15 protein-coding genes (1 of these 15 cut by a window edge) are annotated in these 20,115 nt (G+C 41.2%); 7 read left to right on the top strand and 8 right to left on the bottom strand.

The window, feature by feature from the left end:
- Positions 1-2,489 carry the 5' portion of a caspase family protein gene (locus tag HQK88_09255; GenBank protein MBF0616987.1) on the bottom strand. 358 nt of this gene lie to the left of the window's left edge, so 2,489 of the gene's 2,847 nt are visible here — the first part of the coding sequence; it begins with the start codon at positions 2,487-2,489; the stop codon falls past the left edge of the window.
- A 28-nt stretch (positions 2,490-2,517) separates the two neighbouring features.
- Positions 2,518-3,354, bottom strand: a complete 837-nt coding sequence (locus HQK88_09260; GenBank protein MBF0616988.1) for a hypothetical protein — start codon at positions 3,352-3,354, stop codon at positions 2,518-2,520.
- A gap of 23 nt (positions 3,355-3,377) precedes the next feature.
- Here HQK88_09260 and HQK88_09265 point away from each other — a divergent pair, with 23 nt between their 5' ends.
- The 5 genes from HQK88_09265 (at position 3,378) to HQK88_09285 (ending at position 9,210) form a co-directional block, all read left to right on the top strand.
- Complete coding sequence (locus tag HQK88_09265) at positions 3,378-4,514, top strand: Gfo/Idh/MocA family oxidoreductase (protein MBF0616989.1); 1,137 nt, start codon at positions 3,378-3,380, stop codon at positions 4,512-4,514.
- Positions 4,511-5,125 carry a transferase gene (locus HQK88_09270; protein ID MBF0616990.1) on the top strand — a complete coding sequence of 205 codons (615 nt, stop codon included), beginning with the start codon at positions 4,511-4,513 and terminating at the stop codon, positions 5,123-5,125. Before HQK88_09265 ends, HQK88_09270 begins: the two co-directional genes overlap by 4 nt.
- A 78-nt stretch (positions 5,126-5,203) precedes the next feature.
- On the top strand, positions 5,204-5,722 hold the full coding sequence (locus HQK88_09275) for a Uma2 family endonuclease (GenBank protein ID MBF0616991.1): 519 nt from the start codon (positions 5,204-5,206) through the stop codon (positions 5,720-5,722).
- Between the two features lie 204 nt (positions 5,723-5,926).
- A complete protein-coding gene (locus tag HQK88_09280; protein MBF0616992.1) occupies positions 5,927-7,042 on the top strand; it encodes a hypothetical protein in 1,116 nt (371 codons plus the stop codon).
- Between the two features lie 8 nt (positions 7,043-7,050).
- A complete protein-coding gene (locus HQK88_09285) occupies positions 7,051-9,210 on the top strand; it encodes a heparinase II/III family protein (protein MBF0616993.1) in 2,160 nt (719 codons plus the stop codon).
- A gap of 35 nt (positions 9,211-9,245) precedes the next feature.
- Here HQK88_09285 and HQK88_09290 read toward each other — a convergent pair whose 3' ends face one another.
- A complete protein-coding gene (locus HQK88_09290; GenBank protein MBF0616994.1) occupies positions 9,246-10,382 on the bottom strand; it encodes a glycosyltransferase family 4 protein in 1,137 nt (378 codons plus the stop codon).
- Positions 10,383-10,631: 249 nt separating this feature from the next.
- On the opposite strand from HQK88_09290, the gene HQK88_09295 reads away from it, so the two are divergent.
- Both HQK88_09295 and HQK88_09300 read left to right on the top strand, forming a co-directional pair.
- A complete protein-coding gene (locus tag HQK88_09295; protein ID MBF0616995.1) occupies positions 10,632-12,284 on the top strand; it encodes a HAMP domain-containing protein in 1,653 nt (550 codons plus the stop codon).
- A gap of 187 nt (positions 12,285-12,471) precedes the next feature.
- The gene (locus HQK88_09300) at positions 12,472-14,124 is read left to right on the top strand and encodes a HAMP domain-containing protein (protein MBF0616996.1); all 1,653 of its coding nucleotides are present in this window, start codon (positions 12,472-12,474) and stop codon (positions 14,122-14,124) included.
- Between the two features lie 44 nt (positions 14,125-14,168).
- Here the strand turns inward: HQK88_09300 and HQK88_09305 are convergent, their stop codons facing one another.
- From HQK88_09305 to uvrA, 5 genes are all read right to left on the bottom strand, one after another.
- Positions 14,169-14,969 carry a metal ABC transporter permease gene (locus HQK88_09305; GenBank protein MBF0616997.1) on the bottom strand — a complete coding sequence of 267 codons (801 nt, stop codon included), beginning with the start codon at positions 14,967-14,969 and terminating at the stop codon, positions 14,169-14,171.
- A gap of 4 nt (positions 14,970-14,973) precedes the next feature.
- Positions 14,974-15,723, bottom strand: a complete 750-nt coding sequence (locus tag HQK88_09310) for a metal ABC transporter ATP-binding protein (protein ID MBF0616998.1) — start codon at positions 15,721-15,723, stop codon at positions 14,974-14,976.
- Positions 15,724-15,733: 10 nt separating this feature from the next.
- Positions 15,734-16,639, bottom strand: coding sequence for a zinc ABC transporter substrate-binding protein (locus HQK88_09315; GenBank protein MBF0616999.1), 906 nt, complete (start codon positions 16,637-16,639; stop codon positions 15,734-15,736).
- A 63-nt stretch (positions 16,640-16,702) separates the two neighbouring features.
- The gene (locus tag HQK88_09320; protein MBF0617000.1) at positions 16,703-17,131 is read right to left on the bottom strand and encodes a transcriptional repressor; all 429 of its coding nucleotides are present in this window, start codon (positions 17,129-17,131) and stop codon (positions 16,703-16,705) included.
- Between the two features lie 307 nt (positions 17,132-17,438).
- Positions 17,439-19,952, bottom strand: a complete 2,514-nt coding sequence (gene uvrA / locus HQK88_09325) for an excinuclease ABC subunit UvrA (protein MBF0617001.1) — start codon at positions 19,950-19,952, stop codon at positions 17,439-17,441.
- Positions 19,953-20,115 lie beyond the last annotated feature (163 nt).

Consider the following 20,115-nt stretch of genomic DNA (forward strand, 5'->3'; position numbering starts at 1 on the left):
AACACAGTCTTACATCTTAATGTTGTTACCGTGTTTTTAATATCTGTAAACGGCACAGCTGTTGCCTTTAACCTGTTTATATCCGTATCAGCCGATATATAGTAATAAAAGTTTTTTATAGGATCGTTTGTTCCATGCCCTGAAAGCAGCACCATGACGACATCCTCATCGTTTATCTTGCTTTTATCCAGCCAATCAAAGCCATCCAAAATGTTTTCTTTTGTGGCTTCTTCATTTGGTATCCTATGGGCTATTACTTCTTTATAAAGTATGTCTTCTTGTTCTCTCATAACTTTTACAAAATCTTTGGCGTCTTTTTCTGCAAAACTTAGATTTCTGATTGCAGGGCTTTGATAGTCATTAATTCCAACAGAAAGAATAAAAAGTCTGGGTTTTTGAGGAATTGATGAGGCACTCTTAGCTGTGCCCTTAGATGTTCCTTTCCATTTAATAACCACAATAGCGGGTTCACTTGCAGAGTGTTTATTTTCTGCTACTAAGGCTATTGTACAATCCTCCTCAGGAATTTTTACTGCTATTTCATCCTCATTACTTTCTATGCCTTTATAGTTAAAGCTGGTCTTTATTTCCTGTTTAACGCCGTTAACTATAACCTTAAAAGCCGTAAGCGGAGCATCAGCCGGAGTTCGCACCTCATATTTGATCACAAGCTCAGTGTTGGCAGCCTCAGCTCCGGAGACAGGCGACAGGATTTTAACAACCGGCGGTAACGTTTTGGTTACTGACGCCGTTTGGGTTTTCAGGTTTGCCTCTTCATTTGCCTGTCTTATAGCCTCATCCTCATCAAGCGTATCGAGCACTTTTGATACTATATCCGGTCTATAATAGATATGGCTGAATTTTGATATAGAGTAGAAATCCGCCTCTTTGTCTTTGCCTCTGTTTACGTGCCAGCCGATTAACTCATCGCCGCCTACTGAGGCATCGTAATACCCAGTTGGCGTCCATAAAACCCATTTATTTCTATCTTTATCATTAAGCGGAAAAAACGCTAACAGTTCTTTCCCATCCCTTACTCTAAACCACCTAATCGTTCCGTCTGCAAAAGCCGCTACTGCTATTTTCCCATTTTGAGATACGTTTACGTTCCATGCTACACTGGGTACAGCTATATTCCACTTTTCTTTTCCGTTTTTATCAAAGAGTCTTAAAGCCCACTCTGAGGCAAGCAAAAAACCGCTGTCATCAGGCAATATCGCAAGGCTCCTCGATCTTTCATGCTGCTTTAGTTGTAAGGCTCTCTCATTTAGTTGTGGGTTATAATTATTAAGCCAGTCTGTAACATCTAATTTATCAGATTTCAAAATCGGTTTAAGCAGGTTATCTTTAAAATTGGAAACATCTAACAACTCTCTATCTTTAAGTGAAAAAACTTTAGGAGAGTTACCACCTTGTTCATACCAAAACCTAATAGTTTTTGTATCTTTTGATATTTGAAATTCCTCAGTATTTCCTCTATAGTCGGGTTTATCACCTTGCTTAAAAACAATTCGTTCATCCTTTTTATCAAATATTCCAAATGCCGGGTCTTGTGAACCAAAAACAATGCCATCATTTTTAAGTGGTACGATTTGCATTATGGTACTAACTGAAGCTGAAAGGTCTTTGTATTGTCCTTTTCCACCATTTGACCATTTTCTGATAAAACATTGCCCATTGACAGATGCTTTTCCACCGGCATAGAGGTAGTTACCGTCAAGTGAAAAAGAAACTATGGAGAAATCACCGTTAGCATCGGATGTATCAGGTGAGTATTGATAAGAAAGGTCACTGCCGGATAGTATTTCCACTTTGTTCTTACCAATAATCCCAACCGCTATATTTGAGCCATTGGGCGAAAAAGCCACTGAGAATGGTAAGCTGCCTCCCTGTGGTTTTTCCTTTTTGATTAGTTTAAACTCTCTGTCATAAAGCCGGATGTATCCATCATCAGATGAAGTAACAAGCCTGCCTTCTTTGTCGAAATCAGCGCCGTAACTACTATCGCCATAATCAGTGTCTGAAGCTACTTGTGAGTAACCATCTGTTTCATAAATCCGAATGCCGTTAGCTCCTCCCAATGTTGCAGCAAGAAACCTACCATCTTTAGAATATGAAAGATGTTGTATAACATTAGGCAGCCATGTAATCCGCTTTATTAGTTTTCCGCTCTGCCTGTCAAATATGTATATTGAAGCAGATTTATCCCATTCGTAACCTGTCCACCCGCCGCTGGCAATCGTCTCTCCGTCAGGAGATATGGCAACCGCATAGATTTTTCCCTCTTTGCCCTCACCGATGGGAACTCTGAGGGTTTGTAGAAGCCTTATCGAGGAAAGATCACGAATATCCCACACTTTTATAGTTTTGTCTTCTGAGCCAGTAACAAGATATTTATTTTCGGAATCAACACCAATTCTTCCAATTGGCGCCGTGTGCATTTCAGTATTTAAACGAAGGATTGGCTCAGAGGGCGGCTCTTTAGGCATGGGACTCCTTATTTGGTGCTTTCATCATTTACAAACTCTTTCCCAAAAACGCCTTTAATTCATCCATTGAACCTGCCAGTTTTATAAGATTTTTGAACTCCTCTAATTTGTCAACAGTGTTTAGAGCTTTGACCATATTCATTAACTCCAGTCCTGTTAAGCCAAATTTGATTTCAAGCATACCTTCAATGCCTTCAAGCAACCCTATACGCTCACCCTCAAGTAACCCTTCCTCCTTACCATCCAGATAAAGTTCATCTGTACTGATATCAATAGTTACCGGCATTTTCTTAACCTCCCTTTTAACGGATTTTGTTAAACCTCTTAGTCTTGACAGGGTTAATAATTCTAAAATATAGTTCCGTCTGTCTTCAACTGGTAATTCATATAATTTAGCAATAATTCCCCTTATTGTTCCATCGGCATCGTCTGTTTTACATAGTATTGCCAAAATATTATCGGCAGGGTCATCACTTTCAAGTAACTCTCTGCAGTCAATATCCCTGATGTCTATTATCCTGTAAGTGAAATGTAAACCAGGCATTTTAATTTCGTTTTTCATGTTCAGTTTTCCATCACCGACATAAAGAACTAATTGTTGGACAGATTTTCTAAAATTGCAGTATATCAGATATAAATATTCCAACTCCCTGCAATCCATATTCCGGTCATTTTGCGCCTGCATCTCCATGTGGAATAGTGAATCATCGGGAAGCTCAACCAGCAAATCCGGCTGTCTGTATTTAATCTCAGGAAATTGCACGTCCAGAAATTTTGCCGTTTCAAATCCAGTCATTATCTTCATAAATTTTCGCGGCAGTTTTTTCAAAATACTCTTTAATGTAATATCAAAGTATTGTGGCATATAAAATTCCTCTCCTTAAGTTTATGATAACATACACAAATTTATTTTGGTATAGACTCACAAAAAATGTTATAATCGCACATATTATCGTGGATAAAGCAAAACACATAAGATTTGCACTGGTTGGCTGCGGTGCGATAGCAAATAAGCACGTTACCGCCATAGGGCGGCTTGAAAACGCTTCAATTTGCGGAGCATGCGATATTGACCCAAAGGCTGCTCAGGCATTTCAACAAAAATATGGAATTCCGGCATACACCGACGCTCAGATAATGATAGAAGAGACCGGCCCTCACGTTTTAAATATCCTTACACCATCGGGGCTTCACGGCGACAACATCATGGAGCTTATGAAGTTTAACCGCCACTTTGTTGTGGAAAAACCGTTTGCTCTCACCCTCTCTCAGATAGACAAGATCCTTGAAGAGTGTGATAAAAGAAGGATTAAGATTTTTGTAATCAAACAGAACCGTTTTAATCCCCCCATTGTAAAACTCAAAGAGGCGCTTGATAAGGGCAGATTTGGGAAACTTGTGCTGGCCACAGTGCGGGTCAGATGGCGGCGGGATAATAAATACTACAAGGAAAAACCGTGGCGCGGCACATGGGCTTATGACGGTGGTGTGCTCACGAATCAGGCAAGCCACCATATTGATATGCTGATTTGGCTTATGGGGGCTGTTGAGAGCGTTATGGCAAAAACTGCCACGCATCTTGCCGATATTGAGGCTGATGATACCGGAGTAGCCATACTGAAATTTAAAAACGGTGCGCTTGGCGTTATAGAGGCTACAACGGCGGCACGTCCTAAAGACCTTGAGGGCTCAGTCAGTGTGCTTGGCCAAAAGGGTACGGTGGTAGTCGGCGGGTTTTTCATGAATGAGCTGCAAACGTGGGAGTTTGAGGACAGGGATGAGCAAATGGACGACGATATCTGGGAAAATTACTCAAAAGTACCTGCCGAACCAGCATGGAATCACTCGGAGTTTTTCAAAGATGTTATTGAGAGTCTGATTTATGACAAGCAGGGGCTTGTTGGAGGCATAGAGGGCCGGAAATCAGTGGAGTTAATCCATGCAATGTATGAATCCGTTGAAACACAAAAGGAGGTATTCTTGTCTTTCATTCCAAAAAGGTGCCGTTTAGGAGTAATAAAATGATAAGCAGCACGGCTATAATATATCCAAATGTGATACTTGGTGAAAATTGCACGATTGAGGATTTTGTCGTAATAGGGGCTGTGCCCGTAGGTTATGACGATGAGCCGCTTCAGACCATAATTGGAGACAATGCGGTGATTCGCTCTCACACGGTAATTTATGCCGGAAACACGATAGGCAACAATTTTCATACCGGCAATAAGGCAAACATCAGGGAGTTAAACCTAATTGGCCATAACGTAAGCATTGGGACTCTTACGGTGGTAGAGCACCATGTGTCAATTGGAAGCTTCGTAAGGATTCACTCTCAATCCTTTATCCCGGAATTCACAATTGTTGAAACCAGGGCATGGATAGGGCCTAACGTGGTTTTAACCAACTCAAGATATCCTAATTCCCCGGGCGCTAAGGAAAGGTTAAGCGGTGTGTGTATAAAAGAGGAGGCAATTGTCGGGGCAAATGTAACTATTCTTCCTTGTGTGGTCGTTGGGAAAAAAGCTCTTATCGGGGCAGGGTCTGTAGTTGTAAAAAGTGTCCCTGACGGGGCTGTAGTAACAGGCAATCCGGCAAAGGTGCTTAAAAGTATTAGTAAGCTTCCCTATCGTTTTTAGTAGATTTAGCTTAACGCTTACGATTTCGGATATCAGCTTATATTGACAACACCGTTAGTTTAGAGCTATCTTAGTATAATGAATGTGGGTACGATTGAAAAAGATTTAGACTTAACGGAAATCATAAACGGCGAGGAAATCATGGGGCCTAGTCCATTTACGAGACATCAGAGAATTGTTTTTAATTTGGCAGATATTTTGCGTCATTATGTTAAAAAGAATAATTTAGGGGAGGTATGTTTATCTCCACTTGACGTAATCTTTGAAGAAGGGATTAACAGGCTTCAACCCGATATATTGTTTATCAAAAAAGAAAACATGTTTATCATCCAGGATTGGATAAGAGGCGTACCGGATATGGTTTGTGAGATAATATCTTCAGGTAGTTATGAGATGGATACTGAAATAAAGAAGGCAATATACGAGAAGTACAGAGTACCTGAGTACTGGATAGTTATGCCGGAACCTCAAACGATTGAGATATTAACCATCGTAGGTGATAAGTATAAACTACACTCAGTTGCAGCAATTGAGGGTTTTATCACATCTAAAGTCATAGAAGGGCTTCAGGTTAACGTAAACGATATTTTTGAATAACCCCCTCAGGATTAATTGTTAATCCCTGATAATTCCTCTCTGAAGTTCTTTTTACAGCATAAAACCGGATAAATCACATCTCTTTGTAAAACCTTAAGGTATAGCATAAACAACAATGTTAAGAATTATAGAAATAACGCCGATAAACAAGTAAAGGAATCATTTTGTAACCGTATTAATATTCAATATACAGGAGGTTAGTTTATGGGCTATACGATAGCAAAGTTTTTAGGCATGAAGACCAGAGAGTTAGAGGAACTTATGCCTGCTGAAAAGTTGGATATGTTAGTGTCTATGATGAAAAGATGGGCTGCTAAATTGTATGAACCTTTTGACGGTGATATTAGTCAGGAAAAAATTGGAAATCATATCGAATGGATATACTCTACAAGCAACTATCAGCGCCCGAGGATTGTTTATACATATAACCCGGAGCTCTATAAGTCTTTAGTAGCAGAAATAATCATCAATAAAAGAGATACGCCTGTTGAGATTAACATGAAAAAATATTTAACAAAAATGGTCAAACCACCGATTTGGCTTACAGTTAATACCGTCAGTAAAATAGACTATATCGAGAGTTTTCAAACCTCGTTTAAAAATATAATAACAAGGCTACCGTTTACTAATAGTGAAGAGTTTATGCGTTTTGTTTCATCCGGCGATACCCGGCCTGTTTCACTCTTCAACAGTATTAAGAGTGTTGACGATGCTGTTGTGTTAAGCTTTCTACGTTTTGCTCAGTTAGACCATATGTTTAATGGCAGTGGATTGTGGGCTGATAGTGCATGGTTCTTTCTGTTTGATTACATTTCATCAATAGGTGTCCGTAAAAATGAATTAATCGATATGTACAGTGATTTTCTGCAGTCCGGTGTCTTTGCATCAATGTTTTTTGAAAATCATTGTGTTATTCTTATACAACCAAAAATTATGAAAATGATCGCAAATAACAAGTTTCATTGTGATGGTGGTGCAGCAATTGAGTGGAGAGACGGACTTAAGACATATTTACTTCACAATTTGCTGGTACCTGAGCATTTTGCTTTAACCCCTAACCGTAAACTGGAACCTTCACTGATATTGACTGAAAGAAATGAGGAAATGCTCAGAGAAATACTGAGAAAGATAGGTATAAAGCAGGCAATATGCCATCTTAGTGGTGTGGTGATTGATAAATATCATGACTATGAACTTAAAGAGCTTAATCTTAAAGAAATAAGTTTAGCGGAAAGTTACTTAAAAAATCTGTCAATAGACACGTACCAGGGTATGGAGTGTGATGCGGTTGGCATACAAGAGCGTTATGTAGCTGATTAAGGACAGAGATGCCACAAACAGAACTAAGACGCCGTGTAAAACAGCGGCTTAATCGTTTATTTCTAAGAGTCAGGGATTTTTTTCTGCCAACCTCCACAAATAAGAAACTCGAAATTACAAATAGATTTGTCACCATTAAACCAAATAACAACGCCGCTTTCAAACAAATAAGTTACACTCTTAAGCATAAATTTAACACACTTGCTTCAGGCTGGACAGAGGCCAGTTACGGCACAAGGTGCAAAGGGCTTCACGGTAACCGTTACAACTCAGGTAAACAGGTTAAAACGGACATAAACGGCATGTGGTTATTAAGACAGGTTAACATTCCTAACTTTTTCAGATCTAAACGGCTTTGGATGCTTATAGACGGTACATACACTCCGATAGACTGGCAACTGGATTTTAAATCTGGGTTTAGATGGTCTGAACGCAAGTGGTATAACAGCCTGAGAACTTCAAACAAGCCCGGAGTTGATATAAAAGTCCCATGGGAACTTGCCCGTTTTCAACATCTGCCTCCGCTTGCACTTGCTTGTTTTACAAACGGTGCGGCAGAGTTTAGCCATAAGCGATTGGCTGCTGAGTTTCAAAATCAGGTGTTGGATTTTGCAGCGGTAAATCCACCCCGTTTTGGCGTCAACTGGCGATGTGGTATGGATGCGGCAATTCGGGCAGCTAACCTGCTCTTAACGTATGATTTATTCTCCCTTGCCGGAATTTTGTTTGGAGAGGGTTTCAATAAAGCTTTTGGCCAATTGATATATGGCCACGGAGTCCATATCATAAATAATCTATCCTGGTCTCAAAACTTAAGAGGCAACCATTACCTTGCTGAAATAACCGGCCTGCTGTTTATCTCAGCGTATTTGCCACCCAGTGATGAGACAGACTGTTGGTTCGCTTTTTCAGTTTGTGAACTGATAAAAGAGGTCGAATTTCAATTTAACACTGACGGCACTCATTTTGAGTCATCCACAGCCTATCACTGCCTGTGCACAGAGCTGGTGCTTTATGCAACTGCCCTTGTTCTTGGGATTTGTACGACTGAGCGAATTAACTCGCTAAAAAATTATAACCACAAACTCCACAGAGTGTATCCGAGGCTTTTGCCGTCCCCAGTCAAACTCTATCCGATGAAACCATCTGGTTTGTTTACACCCTTTCCGCCAGCTTACTTTACAAAACTCTACAAAATGGGCGCATTTATAACAGATATTTTAAAGCCTGACGGCGTAGGAAAAATTCCTCAAATAGGAGACAATGACAGCGGGAGGCTCTTTAAACTTTCAACCAAATTTAAGACCTTGAGCATGGATGAGGCAGTTAAAACATATAAAAACCTTGAGGGTTTTAATGCGGATTATGACGGCGGAACCTTTCTTGATGAGGAAAGCCCGGATTATAGCGGAGTGGTTTCTGCTTTTAAGGGACTGTTTGAGCCTGCTAAAACTGATAACACAGAGGCCATTTTAATCAGAAACTATTCAGGGGGAGTTGTTATACCAAATGATATGAACATTTCGAGTTCACTGCCAAAAGAATACGGTACATCAGCTGATTTACAAAAGTTAATTAATGAATTTAACAAAACTGATGACACTCACAAAGACAGAGTTCTCATACCGGTTAAGAATTCAGATGTTTTGAAGCGTTTAACTTTAAGAGCGTATCCTGATTTTGGCCTGTATATTTTCAAAGCGGATGGATTATATTTGGCGGTAAGATGTGGCAGTGTTGACAGCAGGTATAACGGAGCACATGCCCATAACGATCAGTTATCGGTAGAGTTAAGTGTTGAAGAGGTGGAAATATTCCGTGATCCTGGAGGTTACTTATACACGCCTGAGCCGCAGCTGAGGAACCGGTTCAGAAGTGTGTCATCACATTTTGCTCCTCAATTACAATCGAAGAAAGAGCCTGGGGATTTATCGCAAGGTCTTTTTGAGTTAAGAGACAGAAGCCGTTCAGAGTGTATTTATTTTGGCACACTAGGTTTTGCCGGAGTTCACTATGGATTTGGAGCAGCCATATACAGAGTGGTTAAATTTGGCCAGGGAGAAATTGAGATTTTGGATTTTTATAAGGGCACTGAGCCAATAAGAAAGTTTTCATCAGAGAACATCGGCAATTACGATTATTCAAAGGGTTATGGGATTTTGCAGTAAAAGAAATGACTAATACAATAAAATCAACAAGTGGTTCAATTTTTTTTATAAATCGCCTCCCAACGAGGAAGGTTTCTTTCCCAACTACTCAAATCCCACATTATGGGGCGGTTTAGAAGGCATAGCTCTTTCAGTTGGCTTTTGTTTTCGTAAGCGTATATGATTTTTTCTGCAACTTCTGATACCGAATTAACCTCAAGGAAGAAAACCCCCCTGTCTTTTAGAAACTTATACGGCAGCCATGAGCCGTTAATCACAATGCCTCCGCCATACAGGTGTTCCTGCATTGCGGCAGAAAATGAATCTGTAACTTGCACATGCACCATTACATCTGCCGCTGTCCTTAATGCCGCCAACTCCTCGCCGTATATCATATTGTCTATTATTTTATATCGCAGGCCGCAGTCTTTAACGGTTGTCTTTACGCGCTCGATATAGTTTATGTCTGTTCCATTATGAACAGGGAATACAATGTAAGTATCAGCGGGAAGCGTGCTCATGCTTTCTTTTATGGCTAAGGCCATTTTCTCATGCTGCTGTTCCACCACTCCGTTATGGCCAAAGGCAACAATAAAGGCATCGAGGGGAAGCTCTAATCTACTGCGGCAATACAGAGCTGCATCTTCTCTGTTTTGCAATTGTTTTATATCAGAAATTGTAGTCAATCCAAATCTGAGAATTTCGGACTTGCTTAAATACCTGCCATCATAGTGCCGGATAAAATCATCACGCACTACCTCGTTATTGAAAGTTATAGTGTCTGCGCGTTTATAAATTCTCTCCTGGAGTTTTCTTCTGTAATTGTTTGCCTTGTGAAAGTCCCACCCCCAGATACTGACAATGAGTGTATGTGCAATTTTGGATAACTCCTCAGGGAAAAATGCGCTGTATAGTGGTTCATTATAATGCACGTGGCATATATCATACTTACCTGCTAATTTTTTAAGAAATGATTTTGCAGCTAAGAGGGTTGAGAGCCCCTTTAGTTTCTTTATACCCCATGTGACTTTTTTAACTGTTTCGTGTTTAAAAACAGAAACATCTCCGACAGCTGTTGAATAAATGGCATCAAAAACGTCAAGAACATCCACATCATGCCCCGCCTCTGTCAGCACTCGCCGTGTGTCCACAATGTAGAGGCTTAGCCGTGGGGCGATAAACAGTATCTTCAAGTTTTAACTCTCTCCCTGCTATAGCTGAATAATAGTAAAAATCCTTTGTCCTCTTGTTAGCCTTATGGCGGACTGATAATAATCTTATCAGTGCAGGGATGTCAACAGTGATATTTCAGATATAACAAATCAGAGTTTCTTTGATTTATTCTGAGCATTTATAATTTGATTAAAAAAAATAATTTGTTGTATAATGCTGCTGTCGTAAAAGGAGTAGGCGAAATAGAAAATTAGGGAGGAGCGCAAACGATGTACAAGAAATGGTCTATAACGACTAAAACACTGGTGCCGATACTTGTTTTTACAACTCTTGGTGTTATCTTTAACATTTTTTTTGCTGTAAACTTATCCAAAAGTATGATAATTGATGAGATTAAAGACGGAGCAATAAGAGGGTACAGAGAGACGGTCATAAACAGTCTTACGGCTATGATGGTAACCGGATCAGTAACTACTTCGAAAAAACCTTTTTTAGATCAAATGAAAACCTTAATTGATTTAAAAGTAATAAGGACCGAATCTGTTGATAAGAATTTTGGAACTAATCCGGATGATGATCATGCTACCGATGATATCGAAAAACAGGTGATAAGTACTGGAAAGGAGGTAGTAGTCATAAACGGTGATTACTTAAGGGGAGTTTACCCATACATAGCCCAAAAGAATTATATGGGGAGAAACTGCCTTGGTTGCCACAGCGTAGCCGAGGGTACGGTTATAGGAGCAATCAGTATAAAGGTGCCACTGGCAGAAAAAATGGCGAAATTAAGGCGTCTTGAACTCGTATTTATTCTGTTTGGTTTACTTTTATTAGTTGGTATATCTGTAATATTTATAGTTATCTTTAAGAAGACTCACAAACCGTTAAAAGATTTGACTTGTGTTTTTGACCGAATAGCCGATGGTGATATAGAATGCACTTTTGATTATGAGTCAAAAGACGAAATAGGAAGGCTTTCTGAAGGATTTAACAAGATGACAGCAAAGCTAAGGGAGATAGTGTACAGTCTGCAAAGTTTAGCGCACTCTGTGTCAGAGGCATGCAACGGTCTGAACACTACGTCAAGCAAAATGTCTGTTGACACAATTACTCAGGCAGAAAAAACTACTCAGTTAGCCACTGCTGTAGAGGAAATGTCTCAGACTATTATTGATATAGCGAGGAATTCATCAACAATCGCATCCTCTGCCACATCAACCATGGCTGTGGCAAAAGACGGTTCAAGTGTGGTGGATAAGACCAAAGATGAGGTAAATAAAATAGAAGTTACAGTTAGAGAATCTGCCACGATGATAGAGTCATTGGGGCGTCGCTCAAGCCAGATAGGGGAAATAGTAAATGTCATAAATGACATAGCGGATCAGACAAATCTTCTGGCTTTAAACGCAGCAATAGAAGCGGCACGGGCTGGAGAGCAGGGGCGTGGGTTTGCCGTGGTTGCAGATGAAGTAAGAAAGTTGGCAGAAAAGACCGGTAAGGCCACAACTGAAATAAGTGAAATGATTCGCACTATTCAGAGTGAAACCGGAAAAGCAATATCATCAATGAAAGAAAGTCTGGTCAGAGTAGAAGCCGGTGTGGATTACTCCACAAAGGCAGGTGATTCCCTTAACTCAATAGTGCATAGCGTAACCGAGCTGCAATCTATGGTTCAGAGTATCGCATCGGCTACCGAGCAGATGTCCTCCGTCTCAGGGCAGGTTACAGAGGATATAGACGATATCGCCAAAAACTCAAAAGAGACCTCCGTTTGCTCAGACATTATTGCAAGTGCATCTTCTCAGCTTGTGACTGTTTCTGAAAACCTAAGGAAAATAGTGTCTCAGTTTAAAAGCTCTGGCGGGGTTTATCCTGCCGCCCCTGGGCACAAACATGACAATCAACTATCTCTGATAAGTTGATTTCATTAGAATAGATGATAAGGCAGCCGGAGCTACTATTTAATCCTCTGTTTATTAATATTTAACCACTATAATAAGTTTGATTAAAAAAAAATAATTTGTTGTATAATACGACAGGGTGTGGAAGTGGTAGGCAGATTGGGAAATATAATGTTGTGATTTTAAGTGAAACGGAGGGATATCAATAATGTTTAAGAACTGGTCTATAACTTCAAAAACACTGGTACCGATACTAGTCTTTACAACTATTGGGGTGATATTGAACATTTTTTTTGCAGTAACCCTATCCAAAGATATGATAATTGATGAGATTAAAAACGGAGCAATAAAAGGCTACAGGGAGACCGTGTTAAACAGCCTTACGACAATGATGCTGACAGGGTCAATAAGTACTTCAAAGAAGCTCTTTTTAGATCAAATGAAAACCTTAATAGACTTAAAAGTAATAAGAACCGAATCTGTTGATAAGAATTTTGGAACTAATCCTGATGATGATCATGCTACCGATGATATCGAAAAACAGGTGATAAGTACCGGTAAGGATGTAGTAGTCATAAATGGTGATTACTTAAGAGGAGTTTATCCATACATTGCCCAAAAGGATTTTATGGGTAAAAATTGTCTTGAATGCCATACCGTAACAGAGGGCACTGTTTTGGGAGCAATCAGCATAAAGGTGCCGCTTGCTGAGAAAATGGCAAAACTAAAACGTCTTGAACTCATATTTACTCTTGTTGGTTTTCTTTTATTAGTTGGTATATCCGTGCTATTTATAGCTATCTTTAGGAAAACACACAAACCATTGAAAGATTTGAGCGATTCTTTTGAACGTATGGCCGATGGTGATATTGACTGCAGCTTTGATTACCATGCAAAGGATGAGATAGGAAAGCTTTCTGAGGGATTTAACAAGATGACCGCTAACCTGAGGGAGATAGTGTACAGTTTGAAAAGTTTAGCTGACTCAGTCTCAGGGGCGTGTGACGGTCTGAATACAACTTCGAGCAAAATCTCTGTTGACACGATTAGTCAGGCAGAGAAGACAACCCAGGTAGCAACTGCAGTAGAAGAAATGACTCAAACCATTGTTGACATTGCAAAGAATGCATCAACAATCGCATCCTCTGCCACATCAACCATGGCTGTGGCAAAAGACGGTTCAAGTGTGGTGGATAAGACAAGAGATGAGGTAAAGCAAATAAAAGTTACAGTTAGAGACTCCGCCACGATGATAGAGTCACTGGGGCATCGTTCAAGTCAGATAGGGGAAATAGTAAATGTCATAAATGATATAGCGGATCAGACAAATCTTCTGGCTTTAAACGCTGCAATAGAAGCGGCACGGGCCGGGGAGCAGGGGCGGGGGTTTGCCGTGGTAGCCGATGAGGTAAGAAAGTTGGCAGAAAAGACCGGTAAGGCCACAACCGAAATAAGTGAAATGATTATGGCTATTCAGAGTGAAACCGGAAAAGCAATATCATCAATGAAGGAAAGTCTGGTCAGAGTAGAAGCCGGTGTGGATTACTCCTCAAAGGCAGGTGATTCCCTTAACTCAATAGTGCATAGTGTAACCGAGCTGCAATCTATGGTTCAGAGTATCGCATCAGCTACCGAGCAGATGTCCTCCGTTTCCTCGCAGATTGCAGAAGACACGGACACTCTTGCTAAAACCTCAAGAGAGACCTCCGTTTGCTCAGACGTAGTTTCAAGAGCAGCAGCTCAGCTTGTGAGCGTATCTTCGCATCTGAGAAAAATAGCGTCACAGTTTAAAACATCCGGCGAGCCTAATTCGCTAAGTGGTGGAGACAAACACGGCAAGCAGTTGACTCTGCAGAGGTGATTATGGGAAGCAGAGATTATATTCTTTGGGCAGCTATTTTATAATTAATTATTCTTATTGATGATTGAAGAGACAAAGAAAATTGCCAAAGCAATGAGGACAATAGCTCCTCCGCTTGCTATATCAAGGTAGTAAGAGGCATAGAGCCCCACAATAACTGAGACAAGGGATACTACAATGGAAATCCCCATTGTCTGTTTAAAACTGCGTGAGAACTGCATGGCTGAAAGCACAGGTACAACCATCAGAGCTCCGATAAGCAGTATCCCGACTATTCTTGTTGCAACAGTAATAGCAATGGCGGCAAGTACGACAAGTGCTGTGTTAAAGGCCTTAACACGCATTCCGCTTAACTGTGCAAGCTCCTCATCAAAGGCTACTGCAAAGAGCTCTTTAAAATGAAAAAACACTGCTAAAACTATTACAAGCGCTAAAATTCCAATGAAATATAGGTCAGTCTCAGACACCGTAGCTATAGCGCCAAACAGAAAGCCAAACAGCTCGGCATTAAACCCCCGTGCTATGCTTATCAAAGTTACAGCTACTGCCATGCCGCCCTGTAAAAACAGAGCAACTGAGGCCTCGCCATAGACTCGTTTTGACTTGCGAAGGGTCTCTATCCCTATTGCTGTGGTTGCTGAGACCACTGTTGCCCAAATCAGCGGATATGTTTTTGTTAAAAGTCCAATCGCAACACCTGCCAGAGATACGTGGGCAAGTGTGTCGGCTATCAGAGAGTACCGCCTGACAACTAAAAATATGCCTATAACCGGTGCTGTGACGGCAATAAGGATCCCTGCCGTAAAAGCCCTTATCATAAAGATGTGATCAAATATTTCAAGCATATGCTTAATGTATATGCCTCACGGCAGACACTTTCTTACCGTAAGAGTCCTCAATCAGTTGATCAATGCTTGTTTCACCGGATTTGCTATGGCAAAACAGTTTCTTGTTTAAACACAAAATAGTTTCCACCTCCTCGGATATTACCCCAAGGTCATGAGAGATAAACACTATGGTTATGCCGTTTTCCTTATTGAGGCGTTTTAAAAAGGTATAGAATGACTCTCTTGAAACAATGTCTATTCCAACCATGGGCTCATCAAGAAAGAGAACTTTGGGATCTCCGGCCAAAGCCCTGGCGATAAACACTTTTTGTTTCTGTCCTCCGGAGAGTTTCCCTATCAGCCTGTCTTTGTACTCAGATACCCCGGCTATTTCCATTGCTGTGTTGACAGCCTCTTTGTCCTTATGTGTAAAATTTTTATATAGGCCAACGCGTGCCGTGCGTCCGGTTTTGACTATCTCTGAAACGGTTGCAGGAAACGAGTTTTCAAGCTGAGACACTTGCTGAGGAACATATCCAAGATGATATTTCTTTTTGTAATTAGAAAGACTCTCCCCAAATACATAAACCTTACCGGCATCAGGTTTGGTAAGCCCAAGCAGGATTTTTATTAAGGTGGTTTTACCGCCTCCATTTGGACCGATTAGACCAACGTAGCTTCCGGCAGCTATTGAAAAGGTTACATTTTCAAGAACCTTCTCTTTGCCATAACTATGCTCTATCCCCCGTGCCTCTAAACAAAACTGCTCCATAGTTGTGTTATTAATTACACTCCAATGCTGTTTTTAAGTTTTTGAGATTATTTTCCATAAGCGACAAATAATCTCTGTCGGCTTTTACATCGTCATCTGTCAGTCCCTCACATGGATTGAGTGTGAGGGTTTTTACACCGGCCTCATTAGCCAATGTCTCGGCAAGCTTAGGGCTTACCAGGGATTCATAAAACACGTATTTCATTTTCTTTTCTTTGACGATATTTGAAAGCTCGGCAAGCTTTTTAGGAGATGCCTCCTCTAAGGTGGAAAGCCCAAGGATAGAAAACACGTTTAAACCGTATCGTGCCGCCATGTACTGAAATGCCGAGTGGGTTACGATAATATCCTTATGTTTACAGGTTTTTAGCCCGGTAACAAACTTACTGTTAAGGGTGTTAAGTTTGGAGCTGATATCGGCGGCATTTTTTTCGTAAGTAGCTCTGCCGGCAGGATCTATTTTAATTAGTGCGTCACGAATAACTTCAACCTCTTTTTTTACCAACACCGGATCTAACCAAAAATGCGGGTCAGCCGATTTGCCCTCTACTTTTAGCAGAGTCATATGTGATGTCATATTAACAGTTTCTATCCCTTTTTTCTTTAAATCCACGGAGAGTTTCTCAGCCCATAGGTCAACCCCGGCTCCGTTATATATAAACAGGCGGGATGAATAAACCCCCTTAAGGGTGCTTAATTTTGGCTCAAACTCGTGTGGCTCAACTCCGGTCGGAGTCATGTTTATTACCTCTGCATTGCTGCCAGCAACGCTTTGAGCGATAAATGCAAGTGGATAAAACGATGCAGTAATTTTAATTTCGGCATGTACGATTCGGGGAAATAGCAATAACATAAGAACCATAGAAATTGTTGATAGAGCAAGAATAAACCTACTGCTTGCCTTATTATATTTCATTGTTTTACTACCTCCATATACTTAAAGTATATCGCATAAATGTGATATGATTAATATCATGATTCATCGGCATTGCGCACAAAGGCCGAAAAAGTTTAACGCGTGTCCGGTAATCTTAAAATTCTTTAAATCAACGCTGTTAAGTTGCTCCTCCAGCGTACAGTTATCGATGGTTACACATTCCACCGCACTGCACCGCAGGCACAGGACGTGGTGGTGATGGCAATAACAGTTGAGTTCATATCGTTTCTTGCCGTCACCGGCATTGACCTCCACGATTATACCCTGTGCCGATAAAAATTCCAGCTCGCGATAGACCGTTGTCTTGTTTACTTTCGTGTCTAATGCAAAGAGCTGCGATTTAAGTTCCGTGGCGGAGATTGGTACGGTCGTATTAGAGAAAAACACCTCAAGAATGAGTTTTCTGATTTTAGTTAAACGAAACCCGTTGTCTTTTAGTGTCGCCTGTGCCGCAAGTATTTGCTGTATCATAGATATATGATATTGCAACACGGTTGCATTTGTCAAGTAAAATTAAAAATAAATCCGCACCGTTTACTTTTTACGATGGTAACGAGGCTAGGCGATAAAATGCTACCTTGTATAAACTTGATTATTTTCCGCGTTGGAGCAGTCATGTTGACTGCTCCGAAGTGCAATTGGCAGGGGTTCAAATGACCAAAGTCAGCTAAATAAGATGTGTTGCCTTATGAGAAAATCTATTATGAAAGTATAAACATTGCCTCATCGTAGAATCTATATGTAAACATAAAAAACTTAAGGGCAACCCCGCTTACTCTTATTTATCTCTTCTCTTCGTTTTACTCAAAAACTGACCGGTGTATGAATTTTTATTTAATGAAATCTCCTCAGGTGTGCCTTCTGCTATTACATGGCCTCCCAGATTGCCGCCCTCCGGGCCCAAATCTATTACGTAATCGGCTGCCCTTATAACATCAATATTATGCTCTATGACTACCACTGTGTTACCTAAATCTGTTAGCCTGTGAAGAATTTTCAGCAGTCTGTCAACGTCAACAAAATGCAGTCCCGTTGTCGGTTCATCCAAAATGTAGATGGTGCGTCCGGTTGCTCTTTTGGAGAGCTCCCGACAGAGCCTCAGCCTTTGCGCCTCACCGCCGGATAGTGTATTTGCCGATTGCCCAAGTGCAATGTAACCAAGCCCCACCTCCTCAAGCAATGCCAGTTTTTCACTTATAGTAAGTACGGGCAGAAAAAACTCCCGCGCCTCACTCACCGTCATTCTGAGCACATCGGTTATGCTCTTACCCTTGTACTTTATGTGGAGAGTTTCCCGGTTAAACCTCTTGCCGCCACACATATCACACACAACATAAGCATCCGGCAGAAAGTGCATCTCATATTTTTTTATCCCAGCCCCCTTACACGACTCACACCGCCCGCCCTTTAGATTAAAACTAAATCTGGAGTGGCTGTATCCCTTTGTGCGGGAATCCAAAAGCGCTGCAAACAGCTCCCGAATGTGTGTAAACATCCCCATGTACGTACATGGGTTTGACCGCGGTGTTTTACCAATTGGCGATTGATCGACGTAAATTACACGGTTAACCTCGTTAACGCCAAGTATGGAGTCATACTTTCCTTCTTTTAACTTAGTCTCATAGTTGGCATTGAAAAGGGCTGGATAAACTGTGTCAAGAATTAGTGAACTCTTTCCGGAACCCGACACTCCGGTTACACATAAAAATACGCCAAGAGGAATATTAACGTCCACGTTTTTAAGGTTATTCTCACGGGCACCTGTGAGTTTTATATAACCTGTCGGCGCTCTTCTTTGCTGCGGCACGGGGATTGAAAGTCTTTTAGAGAGATATGCTCCTGTCAAGGAGTTTTCGTCTTTCATTATCTCATGTGGACTGCCCTGTGACACCACGTATCCACCCACCGTGCCAGCCCCAGGCCCCATATCCACAATGACATCTGAGGCTAAAATTGTCTCCTCATCATGCTCAACCACGATGACCGTGTTACCGCTGTCACGGATACTGTGCAGTGTTCCTATTAGTTTAGCGCAGTCACGCGGGTGCAGCCCGATACTGGGCTCATCGAGGACATACAACACCCCGGATAGTTTTGCCCCTAGTTGAGTCGCCAGCCGTATCCTCTGTGCTTCACCGCCCGAAAGTGTCCACACCATCCGGTTTAACGCCAGATACGATAACCCCACTCTTTCTATAAATGTTAGTCTGCTCAGGATTTCCTTTAATATCCTGTCCGCTATGAATGCCTCCCTCTGAGTCAGTGTCATGTTCTGCAAAAACACTCTTATATCACTCATAGGCAGTGAGCACAACTGCCCGATATTGAGGTCGCCAATTTTAACGCTCAGTGCCACCTCATTTAAACGCAGGCCGCCGCACTTTTGGCATGGGAGCAGAGCGTCGGATGTAGTGTCGTATTCGGTCAGATTCTCATATCCGATACCATTACAGGCAGGGCAAGCTCCAAGCTGGCTGTTAAACGAAAAAAACATGTGGTTTAACTCAGGGATACTTATCCCACAGTCCGGACACACCTGCGTTTTTGAAAATACAATGTCCTTGTTATCATCCAGTAGATTGATGACGGCTACACTGCTAAATCTTAAGGCCGTGTTCACGGCATCTTTAAGCTTTTTCTCTATGCCATTTTTAACCATCAGTCTGTCCACTACTACTTCTATGGTATGGCGCTTGTTTTTATTGAGTTTAACATCCTCAGTTAAATCTACCATTTGGCCATCTATTCTGGCTCTTACAAACCCCTCACGCCGCATTGAGGCCAGCTCTTTTTCGTAAATGCCTTTCCTCTGTTTAGCAATTGGGGAGAGTACCTGGAGTTTTGTTCCTGTGGGCAGGGATGTTATTTTGTTAAGAATCAGCTCCGTATCCTGAGAGATAATAGGTTGTGAGCAGCCTGGGCAGCAGGGTGTACCAATACGAGTGTAGAGCACCCTCAGGTAGTCATAGATTTCCGTTAGAGTGCCTACAGTTGAACGCGGACTCCGTGTGATGGTTTTTTGCTCGATAGCGATGGATGGCGAAAGTCCCTCTATGAAATCAAGATCAGGCTTTTGCATCTCACCTAAGAATTGTCTGGCATAGATGGAAAGGCTCTCCACGTAGCGTCTCTGTCCTTCTGCAAAAATTGTATCTATGGCAAGTGTGGACTTGCCTGACCCTGAAGGGCCGGTTACTACGATAAACGAGTTTCTTGGCAAATCAAGATTGAGGTTTTTAAGGTTGTGCTCTCTGGCCCCTCGTATTGTTATGTATCTTTGTGCAGTTTCCATATTTTAAATATCAACTTATAATATAACTGATTTTAGGTGTTACGTGCAAAAGCGTTATGATTTGCGGCATGGCAAATTTATTCTTCCTGATAATAAAATCAATAGTGTTTTGTGTGAAAAAAATCTTGACAAAAAAAACTATCTGTGTGATAATAGGCATCGC

This window comes from Nitrospirota bacterium, from assembly GCA_015233895.1.
Classification (GTDB): domain Bacteria; phylum Nitrospirota; class Thermodesulfovibrionia; order Thermodesulfovibrionales; family Magnetobacteriaceae; genus Magnetomonas.

Coding starts and splice junctions, on each gene's coding strand:
- HQK88_09265 (MBF0616989.1), top strand. CDS start 3,378: ATGATAACATACACAAATTTATTTTGGTATAGACTCACAAAAAATGTT.
- HQK88_09275 (MBF0616991.1), top strand. CDS start 5,204: ATGAATGTGGGTACGATTGAAAAAGATTTAGACTTAACGGAAATCATA.
- HQK88_09260 (MBF0616988.1), bottom strand. CDS start 3,354: ATGCCACAATACTTTGATATTACATTAAAGAGTATTTTGAAAAAACTG.
- HQK88_09305 (MBF0616997.1), bottom strand. CDS start 14,969: ATGCTTGAAATATTTGATCACATCTTTATGATAAGGGCTTTTACGGCA.
- uvrA (MBF0617001.1), bottom strand. CDS start 19,952: ATGGAAACTGCACAAAGATACATAACAATACGAGGGGCCAGAGAGCAC.
- HQK88_09295 (MBF0616995.1), top strand. CDS start 10,632: ATGTACAAGAAATGGTCTATAACGACTAAAACACTGGTGCCGATACTT.
- HQK88_09320 (MBF0617000.1), bottom strand. CDS start 17,131: ATGATACAGCAAATACTTGCGGCACAGGCGACACTAAAAGACAACGGG.
- HQK88_09310 (MBF0616998.1), bottom strand. CDS start 15,723: ATGGAGCAGTTTTGTTTAGAGGCACGGGGGATAGAGCATAGTTATGGC.
- HQK88_09315 (MBF0616999.1), bottom strand. CDS start 16,639: ATGAAATATAATAAGGCAAGCAGTAGGTTTATTCTTGCTCTATCAACA.
- HQK88_09300 (MBF0616996.1), top strand. CDS start 12,472: ATGTTTAAGAACTGGTCTATAACTTCAAAAACACTGGTACCGATACTA.
- HQK88_09285 (MBF0616993.1), top strand. CDS start 7,051: ATGCCACAAACAGAACTAAGACGCCGTGTAAAACAGCGGCTTAATCGT.
- HQK88_09270 (MBF0616990.1), top strand. CDS start 4,511: ATGATAAGCAGCACGGCTATAATATATCCAAATGTGATACTTGGTGAA.
- HQK88_09280 (MBF0616992.1), top strand. CDS start 5,927: ATGGGCTATACGATAGCAAAGTTTTTAGGCATGAAGACCAGAGAGTTA.